Source organism: Synechococcus sp. A10-1-5-9, assembly GCF_047716785.1.
Taxonomy (GTDB): domain Bacteria; phylum Cyanobacteriota; class Cyanobacteriia; order PCC-6307; family Cyanobiaceae; genus Synechococcus_C.
In genome coordinates this window covers 1,633,636-1,649,280 of sequence record NZ_CP180406.1, presented here as the reverse complement: position 1 = coordinate 1,649,280, position 15,645 = coordinate 1,633,636, and the positions used below count along the sequence as shown (strand labels likewise).

Here is a 15,645-nt window from a genome sequence, read left to right as displayed (position 1 = left end):
TGGATCAAGTCTCCAGATCCACGTTCAGCACCTGACCGTTAAAGAAATCAGCCAGGCGCTTGGCTTTGTCATCCAGCACGGATGGTTCCTGTCGCTGTGCAGGTGGGGGGTCGGACTCCGGCTTTGGGGCAGGAGCCGATGTCGGTGTTGGTGGAGCGGCTACCGGTCGCGGCGGCAATTGCGCTTCGCTGCTCGTGATTGCTGGAACTGGAACTGGTGTGGGAGTCGGTGCTGGTGCCGGCGTGGCGGCCATCGGTGCAGCCCCCCCATGGCTCTCCAGCACGAGTTGGCGGCTGCCGCCAACAGCCCGGGCGATGGCCTGCTCCAGCAAGGCCACGCGGCTTTGCACCATGCCCATCCAGTTGCCGGCCACCTGCACCACGGCGCGGTGATTGTCCAGCCTCACCAGCTCGGCCTGTTGAGACAGCAACATGCGCGTGGAAGGCAGTTCCAGGCCAGCCAGAATCTGTTGCCAGAGCTCTTTGAGATCTTGAGGAGGCGATGGGCTTGCTGCCGCTGCAGGCTCTGCTGCCGGGGTGCTGGTGTCCGGAAGGCTTATGGGAGCTGGTGTAGAGGCCTGCGGTGGCGGGGTTGGGTCCGCAGTTGCGGGGGATGGACGAGGGGGCTGACGGGAGGTTGGGACGGTGGCTTGGGGGGCAGTGGGCTCTGAGAGCAACCCCAGCAGCAGCACCTCCAGCCAGAGCCGGGGTTGCACGCTCTGGCGCAGTTGTTGCTCCGTCCCGCGCAGTTGGGATTGCCACTGCAGCAAGCGGCTGCGGCCGATCGCTTTGGCCAGCTCTGGCATCTGGTCGCGGAACTGGGGCGACACGCTGGTGAGTTCCGGCCGGTCCGGAGCTGCAGCCATCAGCACCAGATCGCGCAGGATTCCTGCAAGGCCCTGCAGCACGGAGCCAGCATCGCGACCACGGTCCAGCAGGGTTCGGGTGGCTTCCAGCAGGGCTACCGGTTCGCCGCTGCTCATGGCCGTCACCAGCGTCAGCAATTCCTGTTCGGGCACGGCACCCAGCAGATCCCACACCGCATCGGCCTGAATCGGTCCGGGCAGAAGGCTGAGTTGATCCAGCAGGCTTTCGGCATCACGCAGGCCTCCTTGTGCCCGTTGGGCCACCACATGCAAGGCTTCGGGCTGGATCGGGATGGTTTCCTGCTCTGCAATCCAGGTGAGATGCCGTTCAAGCGCCTCCAGGGGAATGCGCCGGAAGTCGAAACGCTGACAGCGGCTGAGGATCGTGGGCAGCACCCGTTGTGGGTCGGTGGTGGCCAGCACAAACACCACCTTCGGCGGCGGTTCCTCGAGAGTTTTGAGAAGGGCGTTGAAGGCCGCTGTGGAGAGCATGTGGCATTCATCCACCACGTACACCTTCCAGCGCGCCTGCACCGGGGCAAAGCGGGAGCGTTCGATCAGATCGCGGATGTTGTCCACGCCTGTGTTCGAGGCCGCATCGATCTCGATGACATCGAGGGCCGTGCCGGCGGCAATCGTGGTGCATAGCTCGCAGTGGCCGCAGGGTTCCGGTGTGGGCCCCTCACTGTTGAGGCAGTTGAGGGAGCGGGCCAGGATCCGAGCGCTGGAGGTTTTGCCGGTGCCCCTGGGGCCGCTGAACAGATAGGCCGGGGCGATGCGTCCCGACCGCAGGGCGTGGCCAAGGGTCGCGGCAATCGCCTCCTGCCCCACCAGTTGATCGAGACGCTGGGGCCTGTATTTGTGATGCAGTGGCTGGTAAGCCTGACTCATGCACTGCCAGCGGGATGCTGAGGCTACCTAGGTTTCAGGCTGGCTCTCTAAGAGAGTTCTGATGCGGGTTTCCAGGTCTTCCACAGCAGCCAGTTCGTCGGCGATGGTGCGTCCGGTGAGCAGCAGCTGGCGTCCACGGCGATCCAGGCGGTCATCTGCACCCTGGCCTGGCATGCCTTTCAGCCAGACCTCCGCCTGCTCAAGGGTGGACTCCAGCTTCTCAAGCAGGGTCTGACGTAGGCGCTGGAGCTGCACCAGTCCCTGACGGGCTCGTTCCTTCGAGGCCTCGTCGATCAGACCTTTTCGGAGCAGCAGGCCCAGCCCGGTGAGCAGTGCAGCGGGCATCAGTTGACCGAGGGCGAGGGCGCCGAGGCTGCCGGTGTGCAGCCAGTCCTCCACCTGTCCGCTGCGATGCCGGCCTGTTTTGCACCAGTTGGCGAAATGCTCGCAGTTGTTGAAGAGCAGGTTGTAGTTCTGCTCGCCGATACGACTCATCGCCCGGCGCAGGGTGACTCCGGCTGGAGAGGCTTGATCGTGACTGACGACGCTCACCTCCTGGCCGCGGCTGAACTCCTCAAGCGGACTGCGCAGGATCTCCCGCCCCTCGAGATAGTGGGCGACGCTGCCGTCGCCCAGATCGATGCCGTGGTGGAGAAAGAGTCCGTGCTGGCGGGGCACCCGAAGATGGTCGGCAGCGGCCATGCTGGCTTCAGGCGGATTCTTGTTGCCGCTCGCTACCGGGAAGAGGCAACACCTTGCCTCCGGTGTGTTCTTCCACCATGGCGCGTGTGATGGTGAACGATGACACGTTTTTGCTTGAGGGCAGTTCGTACATCAAATCGAGCATCAGCTCTTCCACAATCCCCCTCAGGGCACGGGCTCCAGTCTTGCGTCGATGGGCTTCCTGGGCGATGGCTTCAATCGCTCTGGGTTCAAATTCCAGTTGAACGTTGTCCATGCTCAGCAGGGTTCTGAATTGCTTCACCAGAGCGTCCCTTGGTTCGGTGAGAATGGATTCAAGAGCGTGTTCATCAAGGGGCTCGAGCACGGCGCTCACAGGCATGCGGCCGATGAACTCCGGAATGAGCCCGTAGCGCACAAGATCATCGGGCTCGAGATGGCGCAGCACCTGAGCAGCCTGCAGGTCACGGGTTGCTTTGCCGCGTCCTCGGCCATCGGCGGGTACGAAGCCGATGGCATTGCGGCCCATACGCTTCTGCACCACGTCATCGAGCCCGACGAAGGCTCCGCCGCAGATGAACAGGATCTGGCTGGTATCGATCTGGATGCAGTCCTGGTATGGATGCTTGCGGCCACCTTGGGGGGGAACGTTGGCCACGGTGCCTTCCAGCATTTTTAAAAGCGCTTGCTGAACCCCTTCGCCCGAAACATCCCGGGTAATGGACGGGTTCTCGCTCTTACGGGCGATCTTGTCGATTTCATCGATGTAGATGATGCCCCTCTGAGCAAGCTCCACATCCATGTCGGCCTTCTGCAGCAACCGCAACAGGATGTTTTCCACGTCTTCGCCCACGTAACCGGCCTCGGTGAGGGTGGTGGCGTCGGCCACGGCGAAGGGCACATCCAACATCTCTGCCAGCGTCTGAGCCAGGAGGGTTTTGCCGCAGCCAGTCGGCCCGATTAGAAGAATGTTGGATTTGTGCAAACGGGTGGCGGTTTCTTCCGTTTCGCCTTTGCCATCGCCTTGCCACGCCAGGCGTTTGTAGTGGTTGTACACGGCAACCGACATCACTTTTTTGGCTGCGTCCTGTCCAACCACTTGCTGATCAAGAAACTCCCTTGATGGTGTGTGGCTTGGGAATGGACGCAAGTGTGGGGACAGGTTTTGTGCTCTTGCGAGCCTGAGATGCAGCACCTTTTCGGGAGGGTTCCCCTCCCTGGCGGCTTCCGCCCTGGGTATCAATCAGTTCTTCATCAAGGATCTCGTTGCAGAGATCAATGCACTCGTCGCAGATGTAAACGCCAGGACCGGCGATCAACTTGCGCACCTGCTCCTGGGACTTTCCGCAGAACGAGCACTTCAGATGGGCGTCGAATTTGGCCATCGGGCGCTTCGCAGATCAGTCAGTACAGAGAACCCGTTCGATGGATCATCGCTCGGAACACTAAGGATCGCGGCGGAACAGAGCAATGTCAGCCCCCCGTAATGATTCCTCCGTCCTTCAAACTGTCCACCACCCTGTCGATCAGGCCGTAATCAACTGCTTCGGAGGGGGACAAAAAGTAGTCACGATCAGTGTCTTCGGCGATTTTGTCGAGCGGTTGGCCCGTGTGCTCTGCCATTAGGCCATTGAGCGTTTCTTTCAGGAACAAAATTTCCTTGGCTTGGATTTCGATGTCCACGGCCTGCCCTTGGGCTCCTCCCATGGGCTGGTGGATCATGATTCTTGCGTTAGGCAAGGCCAGGCGTTTGCCCTTGGTACCCCCTGAGAGGAGAAAGGCGCCCATGGAGGCGGCCAAGCCATAACAAATGGTCACCACATCAGGAGCCACCTGCTGCATCGTGTCGTAGATCGCCAAGCCGGCCGTCACCGATCCGCCTGGGGAGTTGATGTACACCTGGATGTCTTTCTCAGGATCCTCTGCTTCGAGGAAGAGCAACTGAGCCACTAGGGCATCAGCCACGGCATCGTCGACGCCGGTGCCGAGGAAGATGATCCGCTCACGCAACAAGCGTGAGTAGATGTCGAAGGCCCGGTCACCGCGGCCGGACTGTTCAACCACTGTTGGAAGCACACCCGGTGCGGCCTGGGGATGGACCGACATGGGCTGAGTGCCCCGCCAGCGGTTCTGAATGGGATGGGAAGTAAGGGCGTCGATCACGCGGCGACTGGCGGGCTGTTCTTGATTTGCAATCTATGGGCGCCGATCAGGATTCGGCGTTTTCACTGTCGGCTTTTGCCGTTTTTTCCTTGCTGGCACTTTTTTTGGCGGCTGATGGCTTGCTGGCTTTGGGTTCCGCTGTTTCGGGTTCTGCCGCTTTTTCGGTGATTGTGCTGTTCTCTTCCAGCCATCCCAGGAGCTTCTCCTGAAGCAGATCGTCGAGAACGGCCTGACGCAGACGTTCAGGGTCGATGTTTCGCTCACCGGAGAGCTGGCCTTTCACCTCCTTGAGCTTGGTGTTGAGCTCCGTGTCATCCACGCTGAGCTTCTCGCTTTCAGCCAAAGCAGTGAGGGCGAGGCTGCGGCGCAGGCGTTCTTCGGCTTCAGGCCGGGAGGACTCCATCAGATTGCGCACCAATTCGGGGGTGAACAGGGACTGCACATCCATCCCCTGTTGGGCGAACTGGCCGGCCGTCTGTTCCACAAGGTTGCGCACTTCCTGTTGAATCAGGCTTTCAGGCAGTTCCACTTCGAGCTGCTCCACCAGAGCCGCGAGGAGGGCGTCGTGACGGTTGCTGCGGGAGCGACGCTCGGCGTCATCTTTCAACCGCTGCTCCAGGTCGCTGCGCAGATCAGCCAGGGTCTCCTGTTCGCTGGCCTGCTTGGCGAAGGCGTCATCCAGCTCGGGCAGTTCGCGGGTCTTGAGATCCTTGAGCTCGATGGCGAAGCTGGCCTTGCGGCCGCGGGCATCCTCCTTGGGGTAATCCTCGGGAAAGGTGCAGTCCACGGTTTTGCTGTCGCCCACGGCCATCCCCACGACGCCTTCAACGAAGCCGGGAATCATGCGGCCGTGCTCGAGATCCACATCCATCGAGTCGGCACTGCCGCCTTCGATCTCGCTGCCATCGTCGCTGTAGGTGCCCTTGAAGCCCACCACGGCGATATCACCCTTTTCAGCCTTGCGACCTTCCACAGGCACCACCGTGGCCATTTGCCGGCGGGACTGTTCCAGCATCTCGTCCACCTTGGCGGCATCGAAGGCAACGCTTTCCGCTTCCGCCTTCAGCCCCTTTGTGCTCTTGAGCTTTGGTGACGGCGCCACATCGGTTTCCATCGTCACGGTGAGGGCTTCACCGGGCTTGAAGGTGTCAAGCAGCTCCTCGAAACCGCCGCTCAGTTCCGGTTGGCCTAGGGCTTCGATCGTTTCCTGGGCCAGGGCATCACGCCAGATGCTTTCCACCAACGTTTCCAGAGCTGTGGCTCGGATGCGCAGGGCGCCGAGCTGCTGAACCAGAACCGTGCGGGGTACTTTCCCCTTGCGGAAGCCGGGCAGGTTCACGCTGCGGCTCAGGCGATTGATCGCTTCCTCGTAGCTTGCCTGACTCCGTTCCGCTGGAACGGCCATCTCCACGGCCAGGCGGCTGCCGGGTCGGGAAGCGGTGGTGACCTTCAGGCTGGCGGCACTCATTGGCGGGTCGCAGTACAAGCAGCCCAATACCTTAAATAAGTGCCTGACCATGCTCTGCCGCGTAAGCTGACAGAACGATCAGCAAAAGCTGCAAGTCCGCTTAGGCGGTGCTGAATCACCCGGCGATGAATCGCTGGATTCAATTGTTTCGATACGCGCCCACTTGTCCACTGCCGCCTCACTGCCGAATCGACCTCTCACGGTGGCCATTCTTGGTGCGAGCGGAGCAGTGGGTCAGGAACTCCTCCAATTGCTGAATGAGCGTCGTTTCCCTGTCGAGGAGCTCCGCCTGCTTGCCTCAGCCCGGTCTGCAGGAACCCGCTGCTCATGGAACGGTCAGGATTTAACGGTTCAGGAGGTCAGCGAGTCCGCTTTCGAGGGTGTGGATCTCGTGCTGGCTTCGGCCGGTGGTTCCGTGTCGCGGCATTGGCGTGATGCGATCGTGGCATCAGGGGCCGTGATGGTGGACAACTCCAGTGCTTTCCGCATGGATGACAACGTCCCCCTGGTGGTGCCTGAAGTGAACCCGGAGGAAGCGTTCAAGCATCGGGGTGTGATCGCCAATCCCAACTGCACCACGATCCTGCTCACCCTGGCTTTGGCACCTCTGGCGGCCCGACGGGCGCTGCGTCGCGTGGTGGTGAGCACGTACCAGTCCGCCAGCGGTGCGGGGGCCCAGGCCATGGAAGAGCTGAAGACGCACTCCCATCAAGTGCTCGCTGGGACGACACCCATCCCCGCAGTGCTTCCCCATTCCCTTGCTTTCAACCTGTTTCTTCACAATTCACCGCTTCAGGCGAACAGCTACTGCGAGGAAGAAATGAAGATGGTGAACGAGACACGCAAGATCATGGGATTGCCGGATCTGCGCTTTACGGCCACCTGTGTGCGAGTGCCCGTGCTTCGGGCTCATTCGGAAGCTGTGAATGTGGAGTTCGATGCCCCTTTCCCTGTCCAGGAAGCCCGAGATCTGCTCGCTGCAGCTCCGGGGGTGCAGCTGATGGAGGATTCCGCTGCAAATCGCTTCCCGATGCCCACGGATGTAGCCGGCCGAGATCCCGTGATGGTGGGCCGTGTGCGTGAAGACATCAGCGAGCCCAAGGCTCTCGAGTTCTGGCTTTGTGGGGATCAAATCCGCAAGGGGGCTGCTCTCAACGCCATCCAGATCGCCGAACTGCTGCTACCCGCCTGAATCGTTATGAGCCCTGCCGCAGAACTCTCTCCCACCCCTTTTGGCCGTTTGCTGACGGCGATGGTGACCCCGTTCGATGCAGAGGGAGCGGTGGATCTTGCCCTTGCCGGACGTCTGGCACGTCATCTTGTAGATGAGGGATCGGATGGTCTCGTGGTGTGCGGCACCACCGGTGAATCCCCCACACTCAGCTGGGGTGAACAGGTCCAGTTGCTGGAGGCAGTGCGTCAAGCCGTTGGCCCCGGGGTTTCTGTGCTCGCAGGCACAGGCAGTAACTGTACCCAGGAAGCCGTAAAAGCCACCTGTGAGGCGGCTGCGGCTGGTGCCGATGGGGCTCTGGTTGTGGTGCCTTACTACAACAAGCCTCCCCAGGAAGGCCTGGAGGCTCATTTCCGTGCCATCGCCGAGGCCACTCCCGAGCTTCCGCTGATGCTCTACAACATCCCCGGTCGAACGGGTTGCTCCATCGACCCTGCCACCGTTGCGCGCCTGATGGATTGCAGCAACATTGTTAGTTTCAAGGCTGCCAGCGGCTCCACTGAAGAAGTCACGGCGCTACGTCTGGCCTGCGGTGCGCGACTGGCGATCTACAGCGGTGACGACGGTCTGCTGTTGCCCATGTTGTCGGTGGGTGCCGTGGGTGTGGTGAGTGTGGCCAGCCATCTGGTGGGCCGCCGGATGCGCGCCATGGTGGAGGCCTATTTGAGTGGTCAGCCCGCTGTGGCGCTCGGCCATCACGAACAATTGATCCCCCTGTTCAAGGCTTTGTTCGCCACCACCAATCCCATTCCGGTGAAAGCGGCGCTCGAGCTGAGCGGCTGGCCGGTGGGTTCTCCCCGTTGTCCCCTTCTTCCCCTCGATCCCGCGATGCGCGCTGCCCTCTCCGACACCCTCGCTGCCCTGCGTCCGACCTGACGCCACGGCTGCTGACAGCGCTGCGCGCGCCATCTCCATTGATTTCTTCCCTTTTCTGAACTGAATCCATGACCGCCTCCACCGCCAATGCCAAGCAACCCTGTCTTCGCGTGATTCCGCTCGGGGGTCTGCATGAGATCGGCAAGAACACCTGCGTCTTCGAGTACGGCGATGACCTGATGCTGGTGGATGCCGGCCTCGCCTTCCCCAGCGACGGCATGCATGGTGTGAACGTGGTGCTGCCGGACACCAGCTTTCTGCGCGAGAACCAGAGGCGCATCCGCGGCATGATCGTGACCCACGGTCACGAAGACCATATCGGTGGCATCGCGCACCACCTCAAGCACTTCAACATCCCGGTGATCTACGGCCCGCGCCTGGCGCTGTCGATGCTCACCGGAAAAATGGACGAGGCAGGCGTCACCGACCGCACCACCCTGCAGACCGTGGGTCCGCGGGATGTGGTGAAAGTCGGCCAGCACTTCTCCGTGGAGTTCATCCGCAACACCCACTCCATGGCCGACAGCTTCTCGCTGGCCATTAGCACCCCGGTGGGCACGATCATCTTCACGGGTGACTTCAAGTTCGATCACACCCCCGTGGATGGGGAGCACTTCGATTTGGCGCGCCTGGCCCACCACGGTGATCAGGGGGTGCTCTGTCTGTTCAGTGACTCCACCAACGCTGAGGTGCCTGGCTTCTGCCCACCTGAACGCTCCGTGTTTCCGAATCTCGATCGCCACATTGCTGATGCCGAGGGTCGGGTGATCGTGACCACCTTCGCCAGCTCGATTCACCGGGTGTCGATGATTCTTGAGCTTGCGCTCAAGAACGGCCGCAAAGTGGGCCTGCTGGGCCGCTCAATGCTGAATGTGATCGCTAAGGCCCGCGAGCTGGGCTACATGCGGGCCCCCGATGAGCTGTTTGTGCCGATCAAGCAGATCAACGATGTGCCCGACCGGGAAACCCTGCTGCTGATGACCGGCAGCCAGGGTGAGCCCCTGGCAGCGCTCAGCCGGATTTCTCGCGGCGATCACCCTCAGGTGAAGGTGAAGAGCTCCGACACAATCATTTTCTCGGCCAGCCCCATTCCTGGAAACACCATCTCGGTGGTGAACACCATCGACCGACTGATGATGCTGGGCGCCAAGGTGGTGTACGGCAAAGGCGAGGGCATCCACGTGTCCGGCCACGGCTTCCAGGAAGACCAGAAGCTGATGCTGGCGCTCACCCGTCCGAAGTTCTTCGTGCCCGTGCACGGAGAGCACCGCATGCTGGTGCGTCATGCCCGCACCGGGCATTCCATGGGTGTGCCTGAAGACAACACCCTGATCATCGATAACGGTGATGTGGTGGAACTCACCCCAGATTCCCTGCGCAAAGGCGATCCGGTGAAGGCCGGCATCGAGCTCCTGGATCAGTCGCGCAATGGCATCGTTGACGCTCGGGTGCTGAAGGAGCGTCAGCAGCTCGCTGAAGACGGCGTTGTTACGATCTTGGCGGCGATCAGCACCGATGGGGCGATGGTGGCCCCCCCTCGGGTGAATCTGCGCGGTGTTGTGACCACAGCCGATGCCCGCAAGATGTCGCTGTGGACCGAGCGTGAAATCAACTGGGTGCTGGAGAACCGCTGGAAGCAGCTCACCCGCAATACCGGCGGCAAAGCGCCCGAAGTGGATTGGATGGGCGTGCAGCGTGAAGTGGAAGTGGGCCTTAGTCGCCGCATGCGGCGTGAGCTGCAGGTGGAACCCTTGATTCTCTGCTTGGTGCAGCCGGCTCCGGCTGGCACTCCGGTGTACAAGGGCCGGGCTGATGCCGAACCTGACAACCGTCCGGCGCCCCGCGGTCGCGGAGGTCGCCATGGTGGCGGTGGCCATGGAGGTGGTGGACGCAACGCTGCCGCAGCTGGCGGTGGTCGTAATCGCGATACGGCACCCGTTCGGGTAGCCAAGTCTCCGGTTGCCACGCCTGCATCCGCGTCAACCTCTGTGCTTTCAGCACCAGCTCCTGCTGCAGCGACGACTGCTGTGTCCGCCCCGGCCCCTGCATCCGTTGATCAGGAGATGCCCGCTGGACGCACCCGCCGCCGCCGCTCGGCTGCGGTTTGATCTCAGAGGTCGACCCGCAAGCGTCCAGCTTTCAGCTTCTGCAGCAGGCCTTCTGGATTGGACGTGCTGCAGATCAACTCTGGTTTGTTAGTCGCTGATTCAAGAATCGCTTCTTCGTCGGGGTTTTCTCCCTTTCCAAGAATTTTCTCTTCCAGATGTTTTTCGTCCTCAGGGAGAGAGAGTGGTGGGCCTCCAGGCTCAGAAATCAGGTCGGGAGCTCTTCCCTTGACGTCAGGTGAGCTGGTGTCGAGCCAGGGTGTGGAAGTTGTCTGCGCTTGGAAATCCGGTGCATTTGTCAGATCCGATGGTGCTGACAGAAAGGGGTCTCTGATCAGTGAGGTTTGAGCCGTCTCCGGTTCCGCAGTTTGAATTGTCTGCGTTGTGGTCTGTTCCGATAGGCGCTCGAGCCCCTGCTCCGCTAATTCCTGAAGTGTGTCGGGGGGATGGCTGTTAAGCACCAGGTTGTAAAAAGCGCGGGCCTGATCCGTTTGATGCAGGCCATAGAGCTGGATATGGCCCGCGAGCAGGGCCACGAAGGCTTGCCAGGCCAGCGCCGCATCTCGTTCCTCAGCTGCCTCAAGCAGCGGCTCCAGCTCTGCCATCAATTCGCTGGTGATGGCCTGGGCTGTCTGAAAATCTCCTGCTCCGTAAGCCTGCTCGGCCGCCACATAGCGCGTCTGAAAGTCGGCGTCCACGCTGTTTAATCTCTGTTGTTTAGTTGTACCCAGTTCCGGCACCAGTGGAGGCGATGGCCGCTGGAAAGATGGCGTTCTCCAGGCGGCTGCTGGGGCCCGATGGCGCGGCTGAGTTCCTCCAGCTGCCGTGCTTGAAGAGATCGCACTCCCCTCTGCTGAAGCCAGCGTTGCAGCAGAGTGCGCCTGGGATCAGGAGCCAGAGCCTGCAATGGAGGACGTTGCAGCCCGTTGCCGGGGCTGTTGATGCTCTGCAGGCTCAGATCCACCAGGGCGTTTTGCGTGTCGTGCACGTGGGAGATCCGTTCGCTCAGCAGGGCCATGCGCCGGCTGCAGCCGGCATGAAGGGACTCGAGCACGGGCAGCAGCTCCAGGCGGATGCGGTTGCGTTCGATGCGCAGATCGCTGTTGCTGGGGTCGTGCCAGACCGGCAGTTGCAGGTCTTGGCAGATCGCTGCTGTTTCTTCCCGGGTGAAATCGAGTAGGGGTCTGACCAGCCGAGGGCCGTTGCTGGCGTTGGCCTGCAATGGTCTGCTCTGACGCAGGCTGCCCAGGCCTGCCAAATCTGTGCCGCGGCTGAGCTGCATCAGCAGGGTCTCGGCACGGTCGCTGGCGGTGTGGGCAGTCACTACCGTGCAGGAGTTGCTGGATGCGCACGTCTGGTTCAGCTGCTGGGCGTACTGGCTGAGCTCGCTGTAACGCCAGGCGCGTGCTGCCGCCTCGCCGCCGGTGATTTCGGCTGTGCTGCGGCTCACCCGCAAGGGCAGGGCCTCTTGTGCGCACCACTTGGCGAGATCCTTGGAGACGCACGCTGAGCCGGGATGCCAGCCATGGTCGCCATGCCAGAGCTGCAGGGTCCAGTGGTGGTGTTTTCTGAGATCGCGCAGTAGCCCCAGCAAGGCCATCGAGTCTTGTCCGCCGGACAGCGCCAGCAGCAGAGTGGTGCCCCGGGGCAGAAGTGTGGGTTTCAGAAGCAGCTGGCGATGCAGCCGGTCGTGCCAGTGCAGCCAGGGCTCGCTGGCGGTCATCGGGCTGGAGCAGTGGCTTTCTGATCTTGCCTGCGCATGCGGTGGGAGAATGCTTGGATCTGATCATTCAGCTGGATGACCCGCCTTTCACTGCTGTCTGCCGCTCTTCGCCGCAGCCTGGACCAGCGGTCCACGCTCAAAGTGATTGCTGGCTTGATGAACTTTGATGCGGCCTCGGTGGCCCGCGTGGCCCGCGCCGCGGGGCTGGGCGGGGCTGATCTGATCGATGTGGCCTGTGATCCAGAGCTGGTGGCGCTGGCATTGGAGGTGTCCGGTGGCGTGCCGGTGTGTGTGTCGTCGGTGGAACCTGAGCAGTTCCCGGCTGCAGTGGCCGCCGGTGCGGCGATGGTGGAAATCGGCAATTACGACGCCTTCTATCCCAAGGGTCGGGTCTTCGGTGCCGAGGAGGTTCTGGAGCTCACCCGCCGCACCCGCGCTCTGCTTCCAGATGTTGTGATGAGCGTGACGGTGCCCCACATCCTGCCGATGGATCAGCAGGAACAGCTGGCAGTGGAGCTGGTAGCCGCCGGCGCAGATCTGATCCAAACCGAAGGCGGTACTAGCGCCAAGCCCTTCAGTGCCGGCAGCCTTGGCTTGATTGAAAAGGCCGCACCCACCCTGGCTGCTGCCCACAGCATTAGCGTCGCCTTGCAACAGGCCGCTCTGCGTGCACCTGTGCTCTGCGCGTCTGGACTGTCGGCCGTCACCGTGTCGATGGCCATTGCTGCCGGTGCTTCCGGTGTGGGTGTGGGGTCGGCGGTGAATCGCCTCAGCGATGAGTTGGCGATGGTGGCTGTGGTGCGCAGTCTGCGTGAGGCTCTCACTGCGAGCCCGGCCACAAGTCGCGTGTGATTCATGCCCTTGGCAGTTCGGGCGAGGGTTTCTAGGTTGAAACTCTGATCAATCCATTCGGTATGGGAACCCTCGCCTGGCTGCTCCAATGGCCCGTGAGAGCTGTGGTGCTGCTGGTGGTGGCAGCTCTGCCTCTCGGTGTTGAAGTGGCCAATTTCGGCACAGCGTTGTGGGCCGCAGTGCTGATCGGCTTGCTGGGCACGTTGCTGATCCTGCCCTTGAAACTGCTGCTGGGGCCGCTGTGGGTGGTGACGTCCCTGGGCGGTTTGATTTTTCCTGTGTCGTTCCTGTTCAACTGGTTGATCGCCACCATCCTGTTCGCCCTGGCGAGTTGGCTGATCGATGGATTCACCCTCAAGCGCGGATTCTTCAGTGCCCTTCTCGGCGCTGGGGTGTACAGCCTGATCGGCACCGTGGCGGTGCGGGCTTTGTTGGGGCCTGGTGCGTAGGTCTGCTGCCCGCTTTCTCGAAGCCAAGGCAGTTCTCCGTAAGGTAGTTGGCCATTCCGGGCGACAGACGCAAGGACCATGCCCGCCTTCGACCTCACAGCTCCCTACAGCCCCAAGGGTGATCAGCCGACGGCGATCAAGCAGCTGGTGGCGGGGGTGAATGACGGGCAGCGTTATCAGACTCTGCTGGGCGCGACGGGCACGGGCAAAACGTTCACGATGGCCAATGTGATTGCCCAAACCGGCCGGCCGGCCCTGGTGTTGGCCCACAACAAAACCCTGGCGGCCCAGCTCTGCAACGAGTTGAGGGAGTTTTTCCCTCACAACGCCGTGGAATATTTCATCTCCTACTACGACTACTACCAGCCGGAGGCTTACGTTCCGGTGAGCGACACCTACATCGCTAAAACGGCATCGATCAATGAAGAGATCGATATGTTGCGCCACTCGGCAACGCGGTCGTTGTTTGAACGGCGCGATGTGATTGTGGTGGCCTCGATCAGCTGTATCTACGGGCTGGGAATACCGAGTGAATACCTCAAGGCTGCTGTGAAGTTTGAGGTGGGCGAGACGCTGAACATCCGCGGTCAGTTGCGGGAGCTGGTTAATAACCAGTACAGCCGCAACGACACTGAAATTGCCCGTGGTCGCTTCCGCATGAAGGGCGATGTGCTGGAAATCGGCCCCGCCTATGAAGACCGGCTGGTGCGGGTGGAGCTGTTTGGCGATGAGGTGGAGGCGATCCGCTATGTGGACCCCACCACCGGGGAGATTCTTCAGAGCCTGGAGACGATCAACATCTATCCGGCCAAACACTTTGTGACCCCCAAAGACCGTCTGGACACTGCGGTTCGGGCGATCCGCTCGGAGCTCAACGAACGTCTGGATTTTTTGAATGCCGAGGGCAAGCTGCTGGAGGCTCAACGGCTTGAGCAACGCACGAAGTACGACCTGGAGATGCTGGGGCAAGTGGGGTACTGCAATGGCGTGGAGAACTACGCCCGCCATTTGGCCGGTCGTGAGCCGGGCTCAGCACCGGAATGCCTGATTGATTATTTCCCCGACGATTGGCTGTTGATCGTGGATGAAAGCCATGTGACTTGCTCCCAGTTGCAGGCGATGTACAACGGCGACCAGGCCCGCAAGAAAGTTCTGATTGACCATGGCTTCCGCCTGCCCAGTGCAGCGGATAATCGCCCGTTGAAGGGGGAAGAGTTTTGGACGAAGGCACGCCAGACCGTGTTTGTGAGTGCTACGCCGGGGAACTGGGAGCTGGAGGTAAGCGGCGATGGGGTGGCTCAGCAGGTGATCCGGCCCACTGGCGTGCTCGATCCGATTGTGGAGGTGCGGCCCACTAACGGCCAGGTGGATGATCTGCTCGGGGAGATCCGTGACCGGGCCAGCAAACAGCAACGGGTGCTGGTGACGACCCTCACCAAGCGGATGGCGGAGGATCTCACCGACTATTTGGCGGAGAACGACGTGCGGGTGCGCTATCTGCACTCGGAGATTCACTCCATCGAGCGCATCGAGATCATCCAGGACCTGCGTTTGGGTGAATACGACGTGCTGGTGGGGGTGAACCTGCTGCGGGAGGGCCTGGACCTACCGGAAGTGAGTCTGGTGGCGATTCTCGATGCGGATAAGGAGGGCTTTTTGCGGGCTGAGCGGTCGTTAATTCAGACCATCGGCCGGGCGGCGCGCCACGTGGAGGGTAAGGCGTTGCTTTACGGAGACAATCTCACTGATTCGATGGCCAAGGCGATCAGCGAAACCGAGCGCCGACGCAGCATCCAGCAGGCCTACAACGAGAAGCACGGCATTGTGCCGACGGCTGCGGGCAAGAAGGCCAGCAATTCGATCCTCAGCTTCTTGGAGCTGAGCCGCAAGCTCAAGACTGACGGCCCGGATGCCGATCTAGTGAAGGTGGCCAGCAAGGCGGTGGAAGCTCTTGAGGACGATGCCGATGGCATGGCTTTGGATGCCTTACCGGAGCTGATCGATCAGTTGGAGCTGAAGATGAAGGACGCAGCCAAGAAGCTCGACTTCGAAGAGGCGGCGAACTTGCGGGATCGCATCAAGCGGCTGCGTCAGAAGCTGGTGGGTCAAAATTAAACAACATTTTGTTGCAGAGGTGTTTAATCGAATCTTGATTTTGGGGGTTTGCGTCGAGGTGTGTTGGACGTTTAAAGTCTGACTGGTAATTACGTATTTCTATGCTTAGAACAGCTGATTGGACTTACTTAGATTTAGAAAAAACCGGATGCTCTTTTCTGACTCGTAAGCTGCGAAGAATATGCGAGGGTGCAAAATTTGTGAAAGAAAAAAAGCACTCACGCCC

At 61.2% G+C, this 15,645-nt stretch carries 12 protein-coding genes and 1 pseudogene; 6 read left to right on the top strand and 7 right to left on the bottom strand.

Annotated elements, in window-relative coordinates; translation table 11 throughout:
- Positions 1–4 precede the first annotated feature (4 nt).
- The 5 genes and pseudogenes from ACLM45_RS09025 to tig all read right to left on the bottom strand — a co-directional run bounded on the left by ACLM45_RS09025 (position 5) and on the right by tig (position 6,068).
- Positions 5–1,756 carry a DNA polymerase III subunit gamma/tau gene (locus tag ACLM45_RS09025; RefSeq protein WP_415408867.1) on the bottom strand — a complete coding sequence of 584 codons (1,752 nt, stop codon included), beginning with the start codon at positions 1,754–1,756 and terminating at the stop codon, positions 5–7.
- Positions 1,757–1,783: 27 nt separating this feature from the next.
- The gene (locus ACLM45_RS09020) at positions 1,784–2,458 is read right to left on the bottom strand and encodes a lecithin retinol acyltransferase family protein (RefSeq protein ID WP_415408865.1); all 675 of its coding nucleotides are present in this window, start codon (positions 2,456–2,458) and stop codon (positions 1,784–1,786) included.
- A 7-nt stretch (positions 2,459–2,465) separates the two neighbouring features.
- Positions 2,466–3,822: pseudogene (clpX, locus tag ACLM45_RS09015) on the bottom strand (ATP-dependent protease ATP-binding subunit ClpX).
- 88 nt (positions 3,823–3,910) lie between these two features.
- Positions 3,911–4,600, bottom strand: a complete 690-nt coding sequence (gene clpP, locus ACLM45_RS09010; RefSeq protein WP_006042622.1) for an ATP-dependent Clp endopeptidase proteolytic subunit ClpP — start codon at positions 4,598–4,600, stop codon at positions 3,911–3,913.
- 46 nt (positions 4,601–4,646) lie between these two features.
- On the bottom strand, positions 4,647–6,068 hold the full coding sequence (gene tig / locus ACLM45_RS09005; RefSeq protein WP_415408863.1) for a trigger factor: 1,422 nt from the start codon (positions 6,066–6,068) through the stop codon (positions 4,647–4,649).
- Positions 6,069–6,231: 163 nt separating this feature from the next.
- Between tig and ACLM45_RS09000 the strand changes: the two genes are divergently transcribed.
- The 3 genes from ACLM45_RS09000 to ACLM45_RS08990 all read left to right on the top strand — a co-directional run bounded on the left by ACLM45_RS09000 (position 6,232) and on the right by ACLM45_RS08990 (position 10,283).
- The gene (locus ACLM45_RS09000) at positions 6,232–7,260 is read left to right on the top strand and encodes an aspartate-semialdehyde dehydrogenase (RefSeq protein WP_415408862.1); all 1,029 of its coding nucleotides are present in this window, start codon (positions 6,232–6,234) and stop codon (positions 7,258–7,260) included.
- A 6-nt stretch (positions 7,261–7,266) separates the two neighbouring features.
- Positions 7,267–8,175: a 4-hydroxy-tetrahydrodipicolinate synthase gene (gene dapA, locus ACLM45_RS08995; protein WP_415408860.1), complete on the top strand. Its 909-nt coding sequence runs from the start codon at positions 7,267–7,269 to the stop codon at positions 8,173–8,175.
- A gap of 68 nt (positions 8,176–8,243) precedes the next feature.
- Positions 8,244–10,283 carry a ribonuclease J gene (locus tag ACLM45_RS08990; protein ID WP_415408859.1) on the top strand — a complete coding sequence of 680 codons (2,040 nt, stop codon included), beginning with the start codon at positions 8,244–8,246 and terminating at the stop codon, positions 10,281–10,283.
- 2 nt (positions 10,284–10,285) lie between these two features.
- Here ACLM45_RS08990 and ACLM45_RS08985 read toward each other — a convergent pair whose 3' ends face one another.
- Positions 10,286–10,978 (bottom strand): hypothetical protein, encoded by a 693-nt coding sequence (locus ACLM45_RS08985; protein WP_415408857.1) that lies wholly within the window; start codon positions 10,976–10,978, stop codon positions 10,286–10,288.
- 5 nt (positions 10,979–10,983) lie between these two features.
- Complete coding sequence (gene tilS / locus ACLM45_RS08980) at positions 10,984–12,003, bottom strand: tRNA lysidine(34) synthetase TilS (RefSeq protein ID WP_415408856.1); 1,020 nt, start codon at positions 12,001–12,003, stop codon at positions 10,984–10,986.
- Between the two features lie 75 nt (positions 12,004–12,078).
- Between tilS and ACLM45_RS08975 the strand changes: the two genes are divergently transcribed.
- The 3 genes from ACLM45_RS08975 to uvrB all read left to right on the top strand — a co-directional run bounded on the left by ACLM45_RS08975 (position 12,079) and on the right by uvrB (position 15,419).
- Complete coding sequence (locus ACLM45_RS08975; protein ID WP_415408855.1) at positions 12,079–12,855, top strand: DUF561 domain-containing protein; 777 nt, start codon at positions 12,079–12,081, stop codon at positions 12,853–12,855.
- A 62-nt stretch (positions 12,856–12,917) separates the two neighbouring features.
- Positions 12,918–13,304: a phage holin family protein gene (locus ACLM45_RS08970; protein ID WP_006042614.1), complete on the top strand. Its 387-nt coding sequence runs from the start codon at positions 12,918–12,920 to the stop codon at positions 13,302–13,304.
- Between the two features lie 78 nt (positions 13,305–13,382).
- The gene (uvrB, locus tag ACLM45_RS08965; RefSeq protein ID WP_415408854.1) at positions 13,383–15,419 is read left to right on the top strand and encodes an excinuclease ABC subunit UvrB; all 2,037 of its coding nucleotides are present in this window, start codon (positions 13,383–13,385) and stop codon (positions 15,417–15,419) included.
- Positions 15,420–15,645: the final 226 nt, after the last annotated feature.

Excerpts from the sequence above, each read along its gene's own strand:
- uvrB (WP_415408854.1), top strand. The coding sequence starts at position 13,383 with ATGCCCGCCTTCGACCTCACAGCTCCCTACAGCCCCAAGGGTGATCAG.
- tilS (WP_415408856.1), bottom strand. The coding sequence starts at position 12,003 with ATGACCGCCAGCGAGCCCTGGCTGCACTGGCACGACCGGCTGCATCGC.
- ACLM45_RS09020 (WP_415408865.1), bottom strand. The coding sequence starts at position 2,458 with ATGGCCGCTGCCGACCATCTTCGGGTGCCCCGCCAGCACGGACTCTTT.
- tig (WP_415408863.1), bottom strand. The coding sequence starts at position 6,068 with ATGAGTGCCGCCAGCCTGAAGGTCACCACCGCTTCCCGACCCGGCAGC.
- ACLM45_RS08990 (WP_415408859.1), top strand. The coding sequence starts at position 8,244 with ATGACCGCCTCCACCGCCAATGCCAAGCAACCCTGTCTTCGCGTGATT.
- dapA (WP_415408860.1), top strand. The coding sequence starts at position 7,267 with ATGAGCCCTGCCGCAGAACTCTCTCCCACCCCTTTTGGCCGTTTGCTG.
- ACLM45_RS09025 (WP_415408867.1), bottom strand. The coding sequence starts at position 1,756 with ATGAGTCAGGCTTACCAGCCACTGCATCACAAATACAGGCCCCAGCGT.
- ACLM45_RS08970 (WP_006042614.1), top strand. The coding sequence starts at position 12,918 with ATGGGAACCCTCGCCTGGCTGCTCCAATGGCCCGTGAGAGCTGTGGTG.
- ACLM45_RS08975 (WP_415408855.1), top strand. The coding sequence starts at position 12,079 with ATGACCCGCCTTTCACTGCTGTCTGCCGCTCTTCGCCGCAGCCTGGAC.